The organism is Bradyrhizobium sp. UFLA05-108 (assembly GCF_059803455.1).
Window position 1 is genome coordinate 38455 of sequence record NZ_JBANAZ010000035.1, and the last position, 18588, is coordinate 57042.

Here is an 18588-nt window from a genome sequence, read left to right on the forward strand (position 1 = left end):
ATGTGGAGTAACGAGCATGACGACAGGCGAATGCGGCCTCACGCGCCGTCAATTCGGCGCGGGCGCCGTTGCCCTTGCCTCGGTGATCGCCAGTACGGGCAAGGCGGTGAGTGAGGTGACGATGCCTGCGATCGACACCCACGCGCACGTCTTTCACCGTGGCCTGAAGCTTGCGCCCGGCCGGCGTTACGCGCCGGACTATGACGCGCTGCTCGATCTCTATCTTGAGCAGCTCGATCGCAACGGCATGACCAACGGCGTGCTGGTGCAGCCGAGCTTTCTCGGCACCGACAATTCCTATCTCGTCGAATGTCTGAAGGCGGCCGGCGGTCGGCTGCGCGGCATCGCCGTCGTCGATCCCGCGATTCCTGCCGAGGAGCTTGCCGCGCTCGACCGCGCCGGCATCGTCGGCATCCGTCTCAATCTCGTCGGCCAGCCCTTGCCGGATCTCACTGCGCCCGAATGGAAGGCGCTGCTGGCATCGGTCAAATCGCTGGGCTGGCAGGTCGAGATCCAGCGCAACGCCTCCGGTCTCGCAACGCTCGCGCCGCAGCTTCTCGACCGCGGTGTCGCCGTCGTGCTCGATCATTTCGCTCTGCCGGATCCAAAGCTCGGCGTCACCGACCCGGGCTTCCTAGCGGCGCTGAAGCTGGGCGCGACCAGAAATGTCTGGGTCAAGGTCTCCGCGCCGTACCGCAATGGTCCGGCCGGCGAGAGTTTTGCGAAGGAAGCCTATCCGCTGCTGCGCGCCGCTTACGGTCTCGACCGCCTTTTGTGGGGCAGCGACTGGCCGCACACGCAGTTCGAGGCGATGCAAAGTTACGAGAAGAACCGACGCTTTCTCGACGAGCTCGTCACGGACAAGGACGAGCGCGCGCAAGTGCTGGCATCGCCGTATCAGCTTTTCCGCTTCTAATTTCTTTCGCGCGATTGCACCGAGTGCTCCGAGTTTTGGGGCATGACGGTTGCTACCATCGGCCTGTAACATGCAGGCCGATGCAGCCGGTCGAGGCTGTACATTGCGTGAGGGAAGAAGGATGCAACGCCGCTACATCACCGTCGACGTATTCACCAACCGCGCCTTCGGCGGCAACCAGCTCGCCGTCGTGCTCGATGCCGGCGGGCTGTCGACGCAGCAGATGCAGGCGATCGCGACCGAGTTCAACTATTCCGAGACCACGTTCGTGCTGCCGCCGCGCGACAAGGCGAACGATGCGGAGGTGCGCATCTTCACGCCCGTCAGGGAGCTTCCCTTTGCCGGACATCCCAACGTCGGCACGGCGTTCGTGCTCGCGACGCTTGCCAAGGAGCCGAAACAGCGACTGCTGTTCGAGGAGAAGGCCGGCCTCGTGCCGGTGGACATTCAGCGGGAGCAGGGCCGGGTGGTCAACGCCGAGCTCACCGCGCCGCAGCCGCTGAGCCGCCTCTCGCAGCTTTCCGCAAGCGACGTTGCAGCGTGTCTTTCGCTGAGTGCGGAAGACATCGGGCTGGATCGGCATGCGCCGCAGATTGTCGGTGTGGGAACGCCGTTCGTGGTGGCGGAAGTGCGCTCGCGCGATGCGGTGAAGCGGGCGAAGCCCGACGCCGCGGCGTTCGGCCGGGTGTTGCCGCGTGACGGCGCCTTCGCAGTTTATTTCTACACGCGGGACGTGCCTGCAGCGGAAGCGCCTAGCGATCTCCAGGCGCGGATGTTCTTCCCCGGCGCAAGCGGCCTGATCGAGGACCCCGCCACCGGCAGCGCTACGGTCGCGGCCGCTGCCCTGTTTGCCGATCTCGATCCCCGGCACGAGGGCGAGTTGAAGCTCACCATCGGCCAGGGATTTGACATGGGCAGGCCGAGCATCCTGCTGACGCGCGTGCGCAAGCAGAACGGCGGGCTTCTGTCCTCCCATGTCGGCGGCCAGTGCGTGCAGATGATGGAAGGGACGTTCCGTCTGACGGGCGAGGCGTAGGCTCTCTCCGGTCGTCATTCCGGACTCGCGCTTCGCGCGCCCGGAATGACGGCACCTACACCTGCCGCCCTGCCAAATTCTCCACCTTCACCCCGTCGCGCTCCTCGATGATCTCCGCGATCATCTGACGGTGGCAGTGGGTGTGGTCGCGCTCGTAGCAGAGCAGGCAGACGGGGCCGGCCTTCTTCACCAGCGCCGACAATTCGTCGAGCTCTTCCTTCGCTTGCGGCGTCTTCAGGTGCTTTGAGTAGATCTTCTCGAGCACCGCATACTCGCCGCTGCGCGCGGCAAGCCGCCCCTCCTTGGGCGTGCCGAGGGCCGCGAGGTGGACGTAGGCGATGCCACGCTCGTCGAGCCCCGCCGCGAGCTGCTTCTTGGAAAAGCCCGGCCGGCGCGACGACGTCACCGCGCGCACGTCGACGAGCAGCTTGACGCCGGCCTGCTCCAACTCGTCCAGCACGGCCTTGGGCGGCGTCTGCTCGTAGCCGATGGTGAACAGCTTCTTCGCTTTGGCCATGCCGGACCTCAGGCGACCCGCGCGATCAGTTCCATGGCGCCGGCCGGCGCGCGCACCTTGCCCTCGTGGATGACATAGGCGAACACGTCGCGCGGCTCCTTTTTTGGCTTTGCCTTGTCAACTTTCGGCAGGTCATCCGGTTCACTGCCTGAGGCCCAGGCCTGAAACCGCTTGCCCCAGGCATCGAGATCCCTGGGCGGATAGCAGGACTTCAGTTCGTCATTGCCCTTCTGAAGCCGTGCATAGACGAAATCGCTGACGACGTCGGCGATCGCCGGATATTTGCCGTGCTCGGCGAACACGACCGGCGTCTCGAACTCGCGCAGCAGCGCGACGAAGTCGGGCGTGCAGAAGCTGTCGTGACGGACCTCGACGACATGGCGTAGCGCGCGTCCGTCGAGCTTGCGCGGCAACAGCTCGAGGAACTTGCCGAAGTCTGCGCCGTCGAACTTCTTGGTCGGCGCGAACTGCCAGAGCACGGGCCCGAGGCGATCGCGCAGCTCCAGCACACCGGAATCATAGAACCGCTTGATGGAATCGCCGGCCTCCGCCAGCACCCGCCGGTTGGTGGCAAAGCGCGGCCCCTTGACCGAGAAGACGAATCCATCCGGCACTTCGGAGGCCCATTTACGAAAGCTCTCCGGCTTCTGTGAGCCGTAATAGGTGCCGTTGATCTCGATCGAGGTCAGCTTCGATGCGGCATAGGACAGCTCCTTCGCCTGGGTGAGCTTTTCCGGATAGAACACGCCGCGCCAGGGCTCGAAGGTCCAGCCGCCGACACCGATGAAGATGTTGCCCGATTTTTGCGACGCGGTTTTTGCTTTGGCCACGGGAGGATCTCGCGCGGATGGGGGGAGGACTTGCATCCTAAAGCATGATCCGGAAAAGTGTGAAGCGGTTTTCCGAAAAGATCATGCTCAAGCAATAACCTAAAGCGCGATCTTATCGCGCTTTAGTCGCGAGATGTGATTGGCCAGTTGCGGCGTCCCGTCTAAGGTCGCTCTCCGGGATCTGCGATAAAGGGAGAACAAGATGCGGATGCTGATCGCGCTGGCGCTGGTCATGATGACGTCTGCTGCCATTGCCGATGATGACGATGCGGGAGGGGCGCACAAGCTGGCGATTCAGGGCCGCGACGACTATTGGCACTGCCTGGCGCGGGAATATTCACGCGACAGCAATCAGGGCCTCTCGGAACAGGATTTTTCGCGCTCGGTCGCGGGCGCCTGTCCTTCCGAGCGGCAGTATTATCGGGTCGCGTTGCTCGACTATCTGACGACGCAATATCCCAACATCGATGCCGGCGCTCATCTCGCGACCGCGAACAGGGCGGTCGAATCGGCGCAGAAGGATATCGTGACGGCCTTCGCGAAGCACAGGGCGCCTCAGCGCTAGCTGTTCATGCATTAACCGTCGGAACCCGGCCCCCTTCCGGCGGCTGGCGCTTCCATGATATTGTTTCAATACATTGCAACAGGAATGGGCAGGCATGACGTCTGAGTCGATCGGAGGCATTTTTGGCGCGATCGTCGCAGCTGTCGTGCTGGCGGTTGCCGTCGTGTTCGGGCCGATCGGCCAATACGGCAAGCCGCAGAAACCGAGGGCGGCCGCCCAGCCTGAGGCCGCAGCACCCGCGGCTCCGGCCGCGCCTGCCCCGCGCGGACCGGTCATCCGCGAAGTGCCAAACCAATAGGCCGGCCCTCTTGCGGAGGGCCAGTGTCGTTCCTATCTAGCCCATAAGGGCGACGTCGCAGCTTATCGCTCCGGCGCCGGGACGACCTTGGAATAGCTTGGCTGCGCCGGATGTACGCGTGGCTCGTTATTCTGGGGTCGTTGGCATTTTCGTACCCCCTTTGGGGGCTTTCCCCTTAAAACCCCGGCTTGGCATTGCGGGACGCGGCGGATATACGCTCCCCGTCATGAACGAAGCTATCAGGCCGGCCCCCGATTCCCCGCCGCAGGCCCCGCAATCGGGTCCACGGTCGCCAGAGCTTTCCGTTGTCGTTCCCACCTTCAACGAGCGCGACAATGTCACGGTCCTGTACCGGCGGCTGGAGGCGACTCTGGCCGGCATCGCCTGGGAGGTCGTGTTCGTCGACGACAATTCGCCCGACGGAACCTGGGACGTGGTGCGCGCGCTCGCCAGGCGCGACAGTCGCGTTCGCTGCATCCGCCGCATCGGCCGCCGCGGCCTGTCGGGCGCCTGCATCGAAGGCATTTTGGCCTCGAGCGCACCCTATGCGGCCGTGATCGACGCCGATCTCCAGCATGACGAGACGCAACTGCCGAAGATGCTCTCGCTGCTCGCGAGCGGAGAGGCCGAACTCGTCGTCGGCAGCCGCTATATCGAGGGCTACAAGAGCGAAGGCTTCAACAAGCAGCGCGCCGGCGCCAGCGCGCTTGCGACCGAAGTCGCCAAGCAGGTACTGCAGGTCGAGATCGCCGACCCCATGAGCGGCTTCTTCATGATCCGCACCGACCGTTTCGAACAACTGGCGCCGAAACTCTCGGTGCACGGCTTCAAGATCCTGCTCGATATCGTCGCGACCGCGCAAGGCAGCTTACGCGCCGTCGAAATTCCCTACACCTTCGGCGCGCGCCAGCACGGCGAGAGCAAGCTCGATTCCATGGTCGCGCTCGACTTCCTGGGCCTGGTGCTGGCGAAGCTTACCAACGACGCGGTGTCGCTGCGCTTCCTCCTGTTCGCGATGGTCGGCGGCATCGGCCTCGTCGTGCATCTCATGACGCTGTTCATCGGGCTCGAGATCTTCAAGGCGCCGTTCGCGGAGGCGCAGGCCTCAGGCGCTCTCGTCGCCATGACCAGCAACTTCGTCCTCAACAATTTCCTCACCTATCGCGACCAGCGACTGAAGGGCTTTGCGATCCTGCGCGGCCTGATCGCCTTCTACATCGTCTGTAGCGTCGGCCTGTTCGCCAATGTCGGCGTCGCCTTCTCGGTCTACGATCAGGAGCCGATCTGGTGGCTTGCCGGCATGGCCGGTGCGCTGATGGGCGTGGTGTGGAACTACGCGATGTCCGGGCTGTTCGTCTGGCGCAAGAAATAGCGCATCATGGGCGGAGTTGACGCGCGGATCGTCCGCAACACCGCGCTCATTGTCGCTGCGCTGGTCGTGCTGCGGCTGGTCGCCGCCGCCTTCACGCCGATCACCTTCGACGAAGCCTATTACTGGATGTGGTCGAAGAGTCTGGCGGGCGGCTACTACGACCACCCGCCGATGGTCGCCTACGTCATCCGCGCCGGCACGATGATCGCTGGTGACACCGAGCTCGGCGTGCGGCTGGTCTCGATCCTGCTCGCGCTGCCGATGAGCTATGCGGTGTATCGCGCCGCCGAGATCCTGTTCGGCGGCGCGCGCGTTGCCGCAACCAGCGCGATCCTGCTCAACGTGACGCTGCTGGCCGCGGTCGGCACGCTGATCATCACGCCCGATGCGCCGCTGCTGGTCGCCTCCAGCTTCGTGCTGTTCTTCCTCGCAAAGGTGCTGGAGACCGGCCGCGGCATGTGGTGGCTTGCGGTGGGCGCTGCGGTCGGCGCCGCGCTGCTGTCGAAATACACCGCATTGTTCTTCGGTGTCGCGATCCTGATCTGGCTCGCCGCGGTGCCGAAGCTGCGGCGCTGGTTCATCTCGCCCTGGCCCTATCTCGGCGGCATCGTGGCGTTTGCTATCTTCTCGCCGGTGGTCTTCTGGAATGCCGATCATCAATGGGTGTCGTTCCTCAAGCAGCTCGGCCGCGCGCGGATCGAGGATTTCCGCCCCGTCTTCATCGCCGAGCTCGTTCCGACGCAATTCGCATTCGCAACTCCGCTTGTCTTCATCCTCGGTGCGATGGGGCTTCATGCGCTGACATGGCGGCGGATCGGAGCGTCGGCCTCGCGCATCCTGGTCGAGGCGATGTTCTGGACCATCGTCGTCTATTTCGTCTGGCATTCGCTGCACGCCCGCGTCGAGGCCAACTGGTTCGCGCCGGTCTATCCCGCCTTCGCGGTCGCAGCCGCGGTGGCCGCGCACATCGCGCAATGGAAGCCACGGCAGCAGGAGCTCGTCGCCTTCTGCCTGAAATGGGCGGCGCCCGCCGGCATCGTGATGTTTGCAGCCCTGATCGTGCAGGCCAACACCGGCTGGCTATCCGGCTATCGCCGCGACGCCACCGTGCGCAGCGTCGGCGTCGGCTGGCGCGCGCTCGCATCCGAGATCGAGGCGGTTCGCGCGAAGACCGGCGCCAGCTGCATCCTCGCGCCGGACTATGGCACCACGGCCTGGCTCGCCTTCTATCTGCCGCGTGGCGCCTGCGTGGTCCAGCGGGACCAGCGAATCCGTTGGGTCAACATGGGCGAGCCTGATCCGACACTCCTGGCCGGCAAGCTGCTCTATGTCGACGAGCTGCGCGCGGACGGTCATCCCTTCCTCAACGATATCTTCTCGCAGGTGACGCGCGTTGCGGAATTGCAGCGCAAGCGGGGGCCGCTTGTCGTCGAGACCTACGGGATCGATTTGCTGGAAGGCGCCAAGGGCGAGGTTCTCGACCGGTCGCCGCCGCCGGAAGCCCGGTAACGGACGTCGAGCTCTCAGCCCGCGACGTTGGCCTCAGCCGCGGCTTGTCCCGGCTGCCGCTCTTCGTGCCAGAACCAGACGGTAACCGCACGGGTGCGGCCGCGAACCTGCGTCTGCAACGGTCCCGTCAGAATGCCATAGGGATCACCGTGGAAGTCGGCCGCGTCCAGCAGCGTATCGCTGAACGCGAGCCGCGCATCGTGCTGGGCGGCGACCTCCATCAACCGGTTCGCCACGTTGACGTTGTCGCCCGTCGCGGTGATGTGCTGGTGGCTTCCGCCGAGACGCGAGGCGACTATGGGGCCGAAATGCGCGCCGATCTTAAAGCCGAGCTGATCCCTGTATGGTGCCGGCAGCGATGCCCTCCAGCTTTCCACAACGCGGTGCAGGTCGATCGAGCATTTCACGGCACGGGCTGCGTCGTCGGGCGCTGCGCGCGGCAGGCCGAACAGGATCATGGCGCCGTCGCCGAGAAATCCGGTGATCATTCCACCGGATGAGACCGCCGTCTTGTCGACCAGCGCATGAAACGACTTGAGCAGGTCGCGAAGTGTGTCCGGGTCGAGCCGTTCGCTGAGCGCGGTGAAGCCGGAGAGGTCGATGAAGACGACGGCGGCATTCTGATGGACCGGCTCGCTCAGGAAATCGGGATCGCGCGCCAGCCACTCCTGCACGGCGGGCGCCTGGAATTGTGCCAGCGATCTGCTTCTTGCCGTCAGGTACTGCGTTCTGCGGCTCCCCGCCCATAATTGCACGCCGGCAAAGATTGCAACCGGCGGCACCGCGGCCGCGAGCGTAGTTGCGGCGTTGAGCCAAATGCCGTGCGTGAACGCGAACAGGTTGAGAGCGGCCCACACCATCACCACCACGGCGGCCGCAATGAGGCCGATCGCACTTCGCCGCCAGGCAAGCAGGCCCACCAGGACCATCGGCAGCAGGATCGCGGCGAATGCGTCGGCGACATGAACCTTGCGGTCGCGCTCGATGCCGTCGCCGGCGACGAGATGCGTGATCGCGGTCGAGACGACCTCGACGCCGGGCATCAGGGTATCGAACGGCGTCGGGAAGAAATCGCCGCCGCCGGCGACCGATGCGCCGATCACGACGATCCGGTTCTCGATTGTATCGCGATCGAGCGTGCCGTCGAAAACGTTCTGCGCGCTGAGGGTGCGGATCGTGCGGCGCGGGCCGTAATAGGTGATCGGTAGCGAAAAGTCGGTGTCGGTCGGGATCGTACGATCGCCGAGCATGAGATGATCAGGGGCAATCGTCAGCGGCTGGCCGAGCGCGCGACTCGCCACACGCAGCGGAAACGACAGCTCTACCTTGTCGCCCGTCCGGAACAGCATCGGGACCGAGAGCGGGGAGCCTGACTGCCCCGTCGCAACGTTGACGATGCCGACCTCGGCGTGATCGGCGAAGGCCGGTAGCGGCAGCAGGAAACGCTCGGCCTGGGGCAGGGCGGCGAGCGGCCCTTCGCTGCTCGTTGCCACGGTATCGCTGGCGGTTGGAAAGATTGCCGCGGCGGCCAGGACGGTGGACGCGGCGGCGAGCGAACGCGCCAGCATGGCATCGCCGAGTCTGGCGCCGGGATCGACCAGCAGGAGGTCGACGGCGATGACCTTCGGCTTGAACTGCGCGATGGCATCGACGACGCGCGCGAGGTCGGCGCGGGGAAGCGGATAGCGGCCGCCGCGCTTCACGACGGTGTCGTCGATCGCAATGATGGTGACGAGATCGGGGGGAGATTGCGGGCCGCGCGCCAGCGTTCGCAAGTCCGTGAGCGTTGCCTCGAGACGATCGAGAAACCGCAGATGGCCGTTCGCGTGAGCGACGTAAATAGCGCCGCCCCACAGCGCGGTGAGGACGAGCGCAAGGAGGATTTGAACGCGTCGGCTACTCATACCCGTCGTTCTGCTGTCACCTATCGTCCGAGCCTCTATCGTCCGAGCCTCTATTGTCCGAGCCTCTATCGTCCGAGTCTTGCCATCAAGGCGTCGATGCGCGGCTGGCCCCAACGCTTGACCTCCGCCATGCTGGTTGCATCGACGTCGACGCCTTCGCCCGGTCCGAGCACGACGGCCCGCCCGCGCGCCCTGCGGCTGACGCCGACACGTCCGTCGGCGACGAACACGGCCGTCTTGCTGCCGTCGGCGGCATCGACGGCCCATCTCGTGCCGCGCACCGCGGCGATCGCCTGTGGCGTCAGCACCTTGAAGGGATTGCCGCCGGGCTTCTTGGGAACCTCGACCAGCAGCGCCTTGCTGCTCAACTCGACCGAGTCGATATGTCCGTCGCGGTTGGCGTCCTTAAGTTCAAATCTGGCGCCATTTTCCGCAACGATCGTGATGCCGTTGTCGCAGCGCCAGGTCTGCGTTCCCGCGGCCGACGGCGTTGACGTGCAGCCCGCACCGGCAGGCTGCGCGACAGCCTGTCCGATCAACAAGAACGACGACGCCAGAGCCAAAAATCCGGCGTGTGCGACCCTTCTCATGCCAGCCTCCATTGGCGTGCTCGGCACATTTCAAGGCGATGTTGATACGGTACCGTATCACTCGCAGAGGCTGCTGAAAAGTGCCGCGGTTGGACCTATTTTGCCGCGGGGCTCTTTTCCAGGCGAGGCGTGATCAACTCTCGGTCAGCGCGCGGTGTCGCGTGAGCGCCCGGGGGCGCGATGTGAATGGTGTCGGCTGGCGCATCGCGTCTTGCACCGAAGGAGTCCGCCAGCCTCGCGCAACGCTCCGTTGCTATGATCCGCCGGCGTTCGAGATCACGAAAAGGCCGTGGTTGGATGCGTCATGAGGTGCGGCCGGAGGCGGCAGGTCATCGCGCCAAACCGGTCGACAAACATGGTTAACAATTTCGACTAAGTCCGTAATTCTGCGGGCTTTTTCCCGAAACGGGACAACCTTTTAAAGGTTGCCCCACATCTGCCCGAACTTAATCCGCATTTAACTAAAAGTCGCCTTAATGACGCTCCGACCCTCTGCGAGATGCAGCTTTCGGACCGTGACCAGCAGCGGCACTTCGAAGGGGGACTGAGTGACACCGTCCTGGACGCAAGGCGAATGAGTACGAGTATCGCTGCGCAAAGTAACGCGGCACGGAAGTCCAAGAAGAATTCTCGGAAGTCTTCCCGGAAAGTGACCACCCAGACGATCGTCGGCGCCGCCGCGATCGGCTGCCTCGTGCTGGGCGCCGGCTGGACCGTCTACAACAACGTCTTCGGTGCGAACGTCTATCCGACCGTTGGCACCGCCGGCTACGACGAGCCCGTGATCAAGCGCGCGCCGAAGGTCGCGCTGCGCGAGGCTGGCGAAGCGGTGAAGGAAGTTTTTGCGATGCTGCCCGATCGCGGGCAGGTGGTCACGCCGATCACGCGCGAAATGTTCAACGAGCGTTTTGCCGCCGCAGCCCCGCAGGGCGTGGAGTCGAATGCGGCGAGCGCCGTACCGCAGGCTCCCGCGACGAAAATTGCCGACGCCAAGGAGGCTGCGAAGCCTGTCGCGCCTGTGAAGGTTGCGGAAGCGCCGAAGGCGCAAGGCCCCGCCAAGATCGCAGACGCCGCGAAGGCCAAGCGCGGCGCAGATGTGCCGGTGCAGGTTGCCTCGGCCGAGCCGGCCGAGACCGCCCGCGTGCCAGAGGCAAAGCCCACGAAATCTTTCGCCGATCGCGCGAAGGCGGCGGTGATGGCGATCACCGGACCGCGGCAGTCGATGGTCGAGAAGCTCTGGGGCAAGCGCGAGCCGTCGGGCGGCTTGCTGGCTTACGCTTCAGCCGATGCCAGCGTGACCGCGAGCATCGCGCCGAAAGAGCAGAACCCGATGCTGGGCGGTGCGCCACCCTATGACCGCGACACTGCGGTCTACGACATCACCGCGAAGACGGTGTATCTGCCCGACGGCACCAAGCTCGAGGCGCATTCCGGCCTCGGCTCCAATCTCGACGACCCGCGCTCCTCACGGGTCCGCATGCGCGGCGTGACACCGCCGCACATCTACAACCTGAAGCCGCGCGAGGCGCTGTTCCACGGCGTGCCCGCGTTGCGGCTGACGCCGATCGGCGGCGAAAACGCGATCTACGGCCGCGACGGCCTGCTCGCGCACACCTTCATGCTCGGACCGAACGGCGATTCCAACGGCTGCGTGTCGTTCCGCGACTACTCCGCCTTCCTCGACGCCTACCGCAACAAGGGCATCCGCAAGCTCGCCGTGCTCGCGCGAGTGGAGTGACGCGACGCGTTAAGCCGCTGCCGTCTTGCGCAGCGCCATTTCCATCGCAATCGCGTCCCGCACGGCGGGCCGCGCCTGCATGCGGGCGAGATAGTCGGCCAGCGAGGGCCATTGCGCAATGTCGACGCCTGCAGGACGGAGCAGCAGCAAGGCCCAGGTGAAATGCGCATCCGCAACGGTGAAGCGGTCGCCGACGAGGAATTCGCGCTCGGCGAGATGCGTGGCGGGCACCGCTAGTGTCTGTCCGATTCTCGCACGCGGCTTCGCAAGCGACGCGTCGTCCTTGTACCAGAAGGTCGGAAACAGGAATGCCTTGTGGATCTCTGCGCCGATGAAGCTGAGCCACTCCTGCAGGCGATAGCGATTGGGATCACCGGGCCGCGGCGCAAGGTCGAGCTCAGGCTTCAAATCGGCGATATATTGCAGCACCGCCGCGCTCTCGGTCAGTCGTTCGCCGTTCTCCAGGACCAGGACCGGCACGGCGCCTTTCGGCGAAACGCTGTGGAAGTCGCTGCCGTCGTCCACGACCTTCTTGGTCCCGAGATCGACGAGGTGATAGCGCGCCTCGATGCCGGCCTCCATCAGCGCAATACGGCTGGCGAGCGAGCAGGCCATTGGCCGGAAGTAGAGCTGCAGCATGGGCTGATATGCTCCGTGTTCGGATTTGATCAGATCAGCGCATCGCCGCGCGCGATGACGGCAAAGCGGTCGGACAGTTCGGCGAGTGCAACGTCATGAACGGTTGCGGCGGCGATCGCGCCACCGCGGCCGTCAGGCAGGTCGCGCGTCGCGCAGGCATCCGATGCGATCGTGGTGCGCAGACCGAGATCGAGCGCGGCGCGCGCAGTCGAACTGACGCACATATGGGTCATGAAGCCCGCGAGGACGATGTTCTTGCGCCCGGTCGCGGCAAGCCGCGCTTGCAGGTCAGTGCCGGCAAACGCATTCGGCAGCGCCTTTTCGATCACCGGCTCGGTTGCGAGCGGTGCGAGAGTCGCAATGATCGCGCCGCGCTCGGCCTCGCGGTCGAACAGGCCGCCCGATCGGCCCTTGTGCGCGATGTGGAAGATCGCCGCACCGCTCTGCCGCGCGCGGGCCAACAGGTGAGCCGCGCGCGCGATGGCCGCCTCCGCATCGGACAGCGCCAGCGGGCCTGCGCGATATTCGTTCTGGAGATCGATCAGGACGAGACAGCTCTCGCCGAGCCGGGGCGGGCTCACATCAGCGCCGGCGAGTTGGAGCAGGGTCTTGGGAGCGGTCATGGTGAGGCTGCCTTTCGGTGACGTCAGCTCGACGAAACCTAGCGTAGCTCTGGCCTGCCATTGTGCAGGAATATTGCAGCAGATGGCTGCAAATTTGCAGGCGCGGCACCGTGCGTGCTACTAAATGGCTGCATGAACTGGGACGATCTGCGCATCATTGCGGCCGTGCGGGACGAGGGCACCTATGCCGGAGCCAGCGCACGGCTGCGCATCGATGAGACCACGGTCGGGCGCAGGCTCGCCCGCATCCAGCGCGACCTCGGCGTGCCCCTGTTCGAGGCGGTCGACGGATTGCGCCGGCCGACCCGCCACTGCGAAGCGGTGCTCGAGCACGTCAAGGCCATGGCGGCGCATATCGCCGCAATCGATCGCATCGGCGAGAGCGAGCCCGGCGCCGTCGGCCGTTTGCGCATCGCTTCCACCAATACCGTCGCCGAGGAACTGCTGGCGCCGCGCGCGCAAGGCTTTCTGCGCGACAATCCGGGGCTGACGCTGCAATTCCTCACCTCGAGCGAGAACGTGAAGTTCTCGCGCTGGCAAGCGGATCTCGCCATTCGCCTGCGCAAGCCAGACAAAGGTGATTTCACGATCTCGAAGCTCGCGGACGTGCGCCTGTACTTCTTTGAGCCTGCAAGGCGCAGCGACGGTGATCCGATCGTGTGCGCCTATCCGGACGAGCTCGATGCCATCCCCGAGGCGCAATTCCTGCGCGCGAAGCGGCTGAAGAATGCGCGCTGCGTCACCGACAACATCCGCGTCATGCGCACCCTGATCCAGTCGCATCAGGCGATCGGCGTGCTCCCCGAATATGGCTGCGAGGCGTTGCTCGCCGATCGCAGCCTGCGCACCACTTTGCTCGCAAGGCGCCGCGACGTCTGGCTGCTGGTGCAAAACCATCTCAAGCGCGATCCCGCAACGCGCCTGACGATCGAGTGGGTACGCTCCTGCTTCAGGGATTTCGCGCGGGAATGATTGATCAGCGCTTGACGAAGGTGAAGTTGCAGGGCCGCAGCTCGTTGCGTTTGCCGGTGCCGCGGGTGCGTTCGAATTGCGCGTCGATCGTGTACGCGTAGGCCGAGCCGGGAGCGGCATTGTTGACGGTATAGGCGCTCGGGCCCGTCGTGCCCCGCGCACTCAGCGTGGCCTTTCCATCCGCTGGAATTTGCCCCTCGATGGCCAGCCAGTTCACCTTTCCCTGGTCTGCATCCTCGGCGTGGAACGCTCCGTTCGCGATCGTGGCCGTGAGGCTCCTGGTATAGCCGAGCGCCTTGCCCGCATTCGCACAGCTGACGCTGACGTCCCATTTGCCGTCGAATTCCTTGCTCGCGACAAGCTTCGCGTCGGCTGTCGGGGCGAGCGCGGCTTTCGGTTTCAGGCCGTCGAGGCGCGCCCTCGCGAGATCGGCGAAGCTGCAGCTTGGAAACCGCGCGAGATGGTCTTCGAAGGCTGCGATGGTGCCGATCGCCTCGGCCGCCTTCCAGTGTGCCTCGGCGGTGGCACACGGATCAGGTCGCGGCGCAGCTTGAGGGGCCGCTGGGGCAATCGTCACCGACACCGGTCCGTTCAGGTAGAACTTTCCGATGATCGACAGTGAGAGCTCCGGGAGCTGGGTCTTGCCGCTCGTTTCGTAGACGTCGCCGCTGATGTCGCGAAAGATATCGCCGATCTCGTGCGGCTCCTCGATATGCTTCAGGAACGCGGACGTGTAGGGGCTGTTGCGGCCGCTTCCGTCCGCGGCCGTCTGGCCGGATTGGGTCGAGAACGACACGATCGTGCCGAGCGGCGCTTCGACTTTCGAAAGCCCGCGTCCGATCGATGCGGCGCGCGTCGCGCCGGCGGAACGCTTCAAGGTTTCGGCCAGCGGATTGTCGCGACAGGAGTCGAGCACCAGGATGCGCAGGTTCCTGGCCTGTTGCAGATCGTTCAGGATGTCATCGACGCGCACGAAGCGCTTCAGGTCTGCTTCGTCGGCGAGCACGGCGTCGATCGGCATCAGGTAGTTGACGCCGTTGTACTGCATCGCATGTCCACTGTAGTAGAACATGGCGACGTCGGCCCTGCCTGCGGCGCGCGCAAAGCGGATGGACAGATCCTGCATGTCGGCCTGGCGCAGGTCGATGCCTTTGATGACCTCGAAGCCGCTGCGCGTGAGCGCGGTCGCAACGTCTTCCGCATCGTGCGATGGATTGGCGAGCTGTGCCGTGTTGGCATAGGCGCCATTGCCGATGACCAGCGCCACCCGTGTCTCCGCCGATGCGGGACCCAGGCCAAGCCAGCAGGCGAGGAGGACGAAGTAAAACCTGCAAAGAGCACTCATGAATGCCCTCGGGGAAAACATCGAAAAATATCTTCCAGATTAACGCATGCTGGGCCGACATCAATGCCGACTCTGTGAAGCCGATCACAGTCGCCCGAGATTTGCGCGGGCAAGGACCGCCGACCAGTTGCTGGATGGCTGAGATCGGCCGCATCGACTCCATACATGGGAGGCCGTGCGTGACTGGTGAAATGGATTCCGGGCTCGCGTCGAGCGCCCCGGAATGACAACCCCAAACAAAAACCCCGGCATCGCTGCCGGGGTTTCGCATTTCGTGGTTTGCCTGAAACGGCTGGATCAGAAGTCCATGCCGCCCATGCCGCCGCCCGGGGGCATGGCGGGGCCGGCCGCGGCCTTCTTCGGCAGCTCGGCGACCATGGCCTCTGTGGTGATCAGCAGCGCCGCCACGGAGGAGGCGTTCTGGATCGCGGTGCGCACGACCTTGGTCGGGTCGATGATGCCCTTGGTGACGAGGTTGCCGTACTCGCCGGTCTGCGAGTCGAAGCCGTAGGCGTACTGATCCTTCTCGAGGATCTTGCCGACGATCACCGAGCCGTCTTCACCGGCGTTGATCGCGATCTGGCGAGCGGGCCAGGACAGCGCCTTGCGCACGATCTCGACGCCGGTCTTCTGGTCGTCGTTCTTGGTGCGAAGGTTCTTGAGCTGCTCGGTGGCACGGAGCAGGGCGACGCCGCCGCCCGGAACGATGCCTTCCTCGACCGCCGCGCGGGTCGCATGCATCGCGTCATCAACGCGATCCTTGCGCTCCTTGACCTCGACCTCGGTCGCGCCGCCGACGCGGATCACCGCGACGCCGCCCGCGAGCTTGGCGAGACGCTCCTGGAGTTTCTCGCGGTCGTAGTCCGAGGTGGTCTCCTCGATCTGCGCCTTGATCTGGGCCACGCGCGCCTCGATGTCGGCCTTCTTGCCGGCGCCGTTGACGATCGTGGTGTTCTCCTTGTCGATCATCACCTTCTTGGCGCGACCGAGCATGTTGAGCGTGACGTTCTCGAGCTTGATGCCGAGATCTTCCGAGATCGCCTGGCCGCCGGTCAGGATCGCGATGTCCTGCAGCATGGCCTTGCGGCGATCGCCGAAGCCCGGAGCCTTGACGGCCGCGACCTTCAGGCCGCCGCGCAGACGGTTCACGACGAGCGTGGCGAGCGCCTCGCCCTCGACGTCCTCGGCGACGATGATCAGCGGCTTGCCGGTCTGCACCACGGCCTCGAGCAGCGGCAGCAGCTCGTTCAGCGAGGAGAGCTTCTTCTCGTTGATGAGGATGTAGGCGTCGTCCATTTCAACGCGCATCTTGTCGGCGTTGGTGACGAAGTAGGGCGAGATGTAGCCGCGGTCGAATTGCATGCCCTCGACGACGTCGAGCTCGGTCTCGAGCGACTTCGCTTCCTCGACGGTGATGACACCCTCGTTGCCGACCTTCTTCATGGCGTCGGCGAGGAACTTGCCGATCTCCGCGTCGCCGTTGGCCGAAATCGTGCCGACCTGGGCGATCTCTTCGTTGGAGGTGACCTTCTTGGAGTTCTTCTGGAGGTCCGCGACAACGGCGTCGACGGCGAGGTCGATACCGCGCTTGAGGTCCATCGGGTTCATGCCGGCGGCAACCGCCTTGGCGCCTTCACGGACGATCGCAGCCGCGAGCACGGTCGCGGTGGTGGTGCCGTCACCGGCCGCATCAGCGGACTTGGAGGCGACTTCGCGCACCATCTGGGCGCCCATGTTCTCGAACTTGTCGTCGAGCTCGATCTCCTTGGCGACGGTGACGCCGTCCTTGGTGATGCGGGGGGCGCCGAACGACTTGTCGAGGACGACGTTGCGGCCCTTCGGGCCGAGCGTGACCTTCACGGCGTTGGCGAGGATGTCGACGCCGCGCAGCATGCGGTCGCGGGCGTCAACGCCGAATTTCACTTCTTTGGCTGACATATTGGTTTCCCTGAGTTGTCTTGGTCTCATCTCACCCTTGGCGAGGCGCCCGGCAGGCGCTCCTCAGGGGTGAGCGGTGCGAGCGGTTGAATTAGGCGGCCTTCTTCTTCGAAGCGGGAGCTTCGAGCACGCCCATGATGTCGCTTTCCTTCATGATCAACAGGTCCTGGCCGTCGATCTTGACCTCGGTGCCCGACCACTTGCCGAACAGCACGCGGTCGCCGACCTGGACGTCGATCGGGATCAGCTTGCCGCTCTCGTCGCGGCCGCCGGGGCCGACGGCGATCACTTCGCCCTGGGAGGGCTTTTCCTTGGCCGTATCGGGAATGATGATGCCGCCAGCGGTCTTCTCTTCTGCGTCGATGCGCTTGACCACGACGCGGTCGTGAAGCGGACGGAATTTCATGCAGTCCTCCTAAGCATTTGCACGAGATGGAGATTTTTGGGTTGTTAGCAGTCGATGCCCGCGAGTGCTACGCAGGCGAAATGGAGATAGGACAGGTTTTTTACGGGAGCAAGGGCTTCTAGCAGAAAAATCAGCACTCAGAAGGCCTGTCTGCCAAAATCATTTTCCATCGTTAACCGGGCCCGCCCGGCTATTAGCAGGCATCGCGATCTGCTGCTAAAGCATTGAATTTCAACAACTTGTCAAACTTTTGGGCTTGAGATCGGTTGGCAGCATGCGTCACATTTCTCTCATGTGAGCGCATCTCCACCGGGTGGCTCTTTGGGGCAGTCCGAGTAAGCCACCCCTTGAATATGCGCTCCTGCAAAGGAGGCTGGCATGGGCTTGCGGGTTGGGGGTGTTTCCGACGACTTCCGGAGACAATTGCTGGGTTACGGGCTGACGACGGCGCAGATTCTGTATCGGATGCCGGATCATCCCTCGCTGCTCCAGACCTACATCTGGCAGAACTACGATCTGTTCCCGAAATTCCCGGCGCTGACGGATTTCCTCGCCTTCTGGGAGGAGAAGCTCGACGGTCCGCTCTATTCGGTGACGGTGGCGCACTCCAAGCTGATCAAGCCCGCCGAACTGCGCGCGGTCGACGGCGTGTTCAGGCTGAACTGAACGGCGCCGCAGAGTTGTAGGTCGGAGCTGTAGGGTGTGCAAAGGCGCGAATGCGCCGTGCCCACCATCACTCCGCGGTTGCGCTCGTGAGCGGTGGGCACGCTTCGCTTTGCTCACCCTACGATTTCGAAATTCTGTGCTAGCTTTTGCCTCCAGAACAAGAACGGGAGGAGACAATGGCCAAGCGGAAGGTGACCTCGCGCAGCGCGGCGCAATCAGCGGTGAAAAAGAAGTGGCACGGCCACAAGGTCGCCGCGCGGTCGTCAGCACGCAAAGCGGTGAAGACGAAAGCTCGCACAACGCCAGCCAAAACGCGCACCCGGCCCAAGCAGCACATCGCCGTCAGCCATCATCGTGAGGAGGATTTCAAAGCCGACGGCCTGCGCGCCTACGCGCAGTACCGCGATCTCGGCATTGCTGCGGCAACGCACGGTCTCGCCCAAGCCCACGTCATCCGCCTGCTGCCGCCTTGCAATCCGGCCGAGGTGTCAAAGCTCCACTATCACGACGTCGAATTCCAGATGGTCTACGTGCTCAAGGGCTGGGTGAAGACCTACCTGGACGGCCAGGGCGAGACGCTGATGAAGCAAGGCAGCGCCTGGACCCAGCCGCCGAAGATCAAGCACATGATCCTCGACTATTCCGACGACGTCGAACTGCTGGAGATCATCCTGCCGGCCGAGTTCAAGACGGTCGAGATCACGGCGTAAGCGTGCTAGGAATT

At 64.4% G+C, this 18588-nt stretch carries 19 protein-coding genes; 10 read left to right on the top strand and 9 right to left on the bottom strand.

Annotated elements, in window-relative coordinates; translation table 11 throughout:
* Positions 1 to 16 precede the first annotated feature (16 nt).
* Together SO140_RS24515 and SO140_RS24520 are read left to right on the top strand one after the other, a co-directional pair.
* A complete protein-coding gene (locus tag SO140_RS24515; protein WP_449377229.1) occupies positions 17 to 916 on the top strand; it encodes an amidohydrolase family protein in 900 nt (299 codons plus the stop codon).
* A 121-nt stretch (positions 917 to 1037) separates the two neighbouring features.
* The gene (locus SO140_RS24520) at positions 1038 to 1952 is read left to right on the top strand and encodes a PhzF family phenazine biosynthesis protein (protein ID WP_449377230.1); all 915 of its coding nucleotides are present in this window, start codon (positions 1038 to 1040) and stop codon (positions 1950 to 1952) included.
* Positions 1953 to 2007: 55 nt separating this feature from the next.
* Here SO140_RS24520 and SO140_RS24525 read toward each other — a convergent pair whose 3' ends face one another.
* Both SO140_RS24525 and SO140_RS24530 read right to left on the bottom strand, forming a co-directional pair.
* Positions 2008 to 2469: a DUF488 domain-containing protein gene (locus tag SO140_RS24525; protein ID WP_449377231.1), complete on the bottom strand. Its 462-nt coding sequence runs from the start codon at positions 2467 to 2469 to the stop codon at positions 2008 to 2010.
* 8 nt (positions 2470 to 2477) lie between these two features.
* On the bottom strand, positions 2478 to 3335 hold the full coding sequence (locus tag SO140_RS24530; protein WP_449377232.1) for a DUF72 domain-containing protein: 858 nt from the start codon (positions 3333 to 3335) through the stop codon (positions 2478 to 2480).
* Between the two features lie 166 nt (positions 3336 to 3501).
* On the opposite strand from SO140_RS24530, the gene SO140_RS24535 reads away from it, so the two are divergent.
* The 4 genes from SO140_RS24535 to SO140_RS24550 all read left to right on the top strand — a co-directional run bounded on the left by SO140_RS24535 (position 3502) and on the right by SO140_RS24550 (position 7043).
* Positions 3502 to 3864 carry a hypothetical protein gene (locus SO140_RS24535; protein WP_449377233.1) on the top strand — a complete coding sequence of 121 codons (363 nt, stop codon included), beginning with the start codon at positions 3502 to 3504 and terminating at the stop codon, positions 3862 to 3864.
* A 94-nt stretch (positions 3865 to 3958) separates the two neighbouring features.
* Positions 3959 to 4162, top strand: coding sequence for a hypothetical protein (locus SO140_RS24540; protein ID WP_449377234.1), 204 nt, complete (start codon positions 3959 to 3961; stop codon positions 4160 to 4162).
* Positions 4163 to 4388: 226 nt separating this feature from the next.
* Positions 4389 to 5534, top strand: a complete 1146-nt coding sequence (locus SO140_RS24545) for a glycosyltransferase family 2 protein (RefSeq protein ID WP_449377235.1) — start codon at positions 4389 to 4391, stop codon at positions 5532 to 5534.
* Positions 5535 to 5540: 6 nt separating this feature from the next.
* Positions 5541 to 7043 carry a glycosyltransferase family 39 protein gene (locus tag SO140_RS24550; RefSeq protein WP_449377236.1) on the top strand — a complete coding sequence of 501 codons (1503 nt, stop codon included), beginning with the start codon at positions 5541 to 5543 and terminating at the stop codon, positions 7041 to 7043.
* Positions 7044 to 7057: 14 nt separating this feature from the next.
* On the opposite strand, the gene SO140_RS24555 is transcribed toward SO140_RS24550, so the two are convergent.
* Positions 7058 to 8947, bottom strand: a complete 1890-nt coding sequence (locus SO140_RS24555; RefSeq protein WP_449377237.1) for a CHASE2 domain-containing protein — start codon at positions 8945 to 8947, stop codon at positions 7058 to 7060.
* 65 nt (positions 8948 to 9012) lie between these two features.
* Complete coding sequence (locus SO140_RS24560; RefSeq protein WP_449377238.1) at positions 9013 to 9537, bottom strand: FecR domain-containing protein; 525 nt, start codon at positions 9535 to 9537, stop codon at positions 9013 to 9015.
* A gap of 574 nt (positions 9538 to 10111) precedes the next feature.
* Here SO140_RS24560 and SO140_RS24565 point away from each other — a divergent pair.
* On the top strand, positions 10112 to 11275 hold the full coding sequence (locus tag SO140_RS24565; protein ID WP_449377239.1) for a DUF2778 domain-containing protein: 1164 nt from the start codon (positions 10112 to 10114) through the stop codon (positions 11273 to 11275).
* 9 nt (positions 11276 to 11284) lie between these two features.
* Here SO140_RS24565 and SO140_RS24570 read toward each other — a convergent pair whose 3' ends face one another.
* Both SO140_RS24570 and SO140_RS24575 read right to left on the bottom strand, forming a co-directional pair.
* Complete coding sequence (locus SO140_RS24570; RefSeq protein ID WP_449377240.1) at positions 11285 to 11914, bottom strand: glutathione binding-like protein; 630 nt, start codon at positions 11912 to 11914, stop codon at positions 11285 to 11287.
* 29 nt (positions 11915 to 11943) lie between these two features.
* Entirely contained in the window at positions 11944 to 12537 is a 594-nt protein-coding gene (locus SO140_RS24575) for a cysteine hydrolase family protein (RefSeq protein ID WP_449377241.1), read from the bottom strand.
* Positions 12538 to 12669: 132 nt separating this feature from the next.
* On the opposite strand from SO140_RS24575, the gene SO140_RS24580 reads away from it, so the two are divergent.
* Positions 12670 to 13509 (top strand): LysR family transcriptional regulator, encoded by an 840-nt coding sequence (locus SO140_RS24580; protein ID WP_449377242.1) that lies wholly within the window; start codon positions 12670 to 12672, stop codon positions 13507 to 13509.
* A gap of 4 nt (positions 13510 to 13513) precedes the next feature.
* Here the strand turns inward: SO140_RS24580 and SO140_RS24585 are convergent, their stop codons facing one another.
* From SO140_RS24585 to groES, 3 genes are all read right to left on the bottom strand, one after another.
* On the bottom strand, positions 13514 to 14854 hold the full coding sequence (locus tag SO140_RS24585) for a caspase family protein (protein ID WP_449377243.1): 1341 nt from the start codon (positions 14852 to 14854) through the stop codon (positions 13514 to 13516).
* A gap of 297 nt (positions 14855 to 15151) precedes the next feature.
* Positions 15152 to 16792 carry a chaperonin GroEL gene (gene groL, locus SO140_RS24590; RefSeq protein ID WP_474798514.1) on the bottom strand — a complete coding sequence of 547 codons (1641 nt, stop codon included), beginning with the start codon at positions 16790 to 16792 and terminating at the stop codon, positions 15152 to 15154.
* Positions 16793 to 16883: 91 nt separating this feature from the next.
* Positions 16884 to 17198 carry a co-chaperone GroES gene (gene groES / locus SO140_RS24595; RefSeq protein WP_212407848.1) on the bottom strand — a complete coding sequence of 105 codons (315 nt, stop codon included), beginning with the start codon at positions 17196 to 17198 and terminating at the stop codon, positions 16884 to 16886.
* Between the two features lie 378 nt (positions 17199 to 17576).
* Between groES and SO140_RS24600 the strand changes: the two genes are divergently transcribed.
* Positions 17577 to 17864, top strand: coding sequence for an usg protein (locus SO140_RS24600; RefSeq protein ID WP_449383099.1), 288 nt, complete (start codon positions 17577 to 17579; stop codon positions 17862 to 17864).
* A 176-nt stretch (positions 17865 to 18040) separates the two neighbouring features.
* Positions 18041 to 18574 (top strand): cupin domain-containing protein, encoded by a 534-nt coding sequence (locus SO140_RS24605; RefSeq protein WP_449383098.1) that lies wholly within the window; start codon positions 18041 to 18043, stop codon positions 18572 to 18574.
* Positions 18575 to 18588 lie beyond the last annotated feature (14 nt).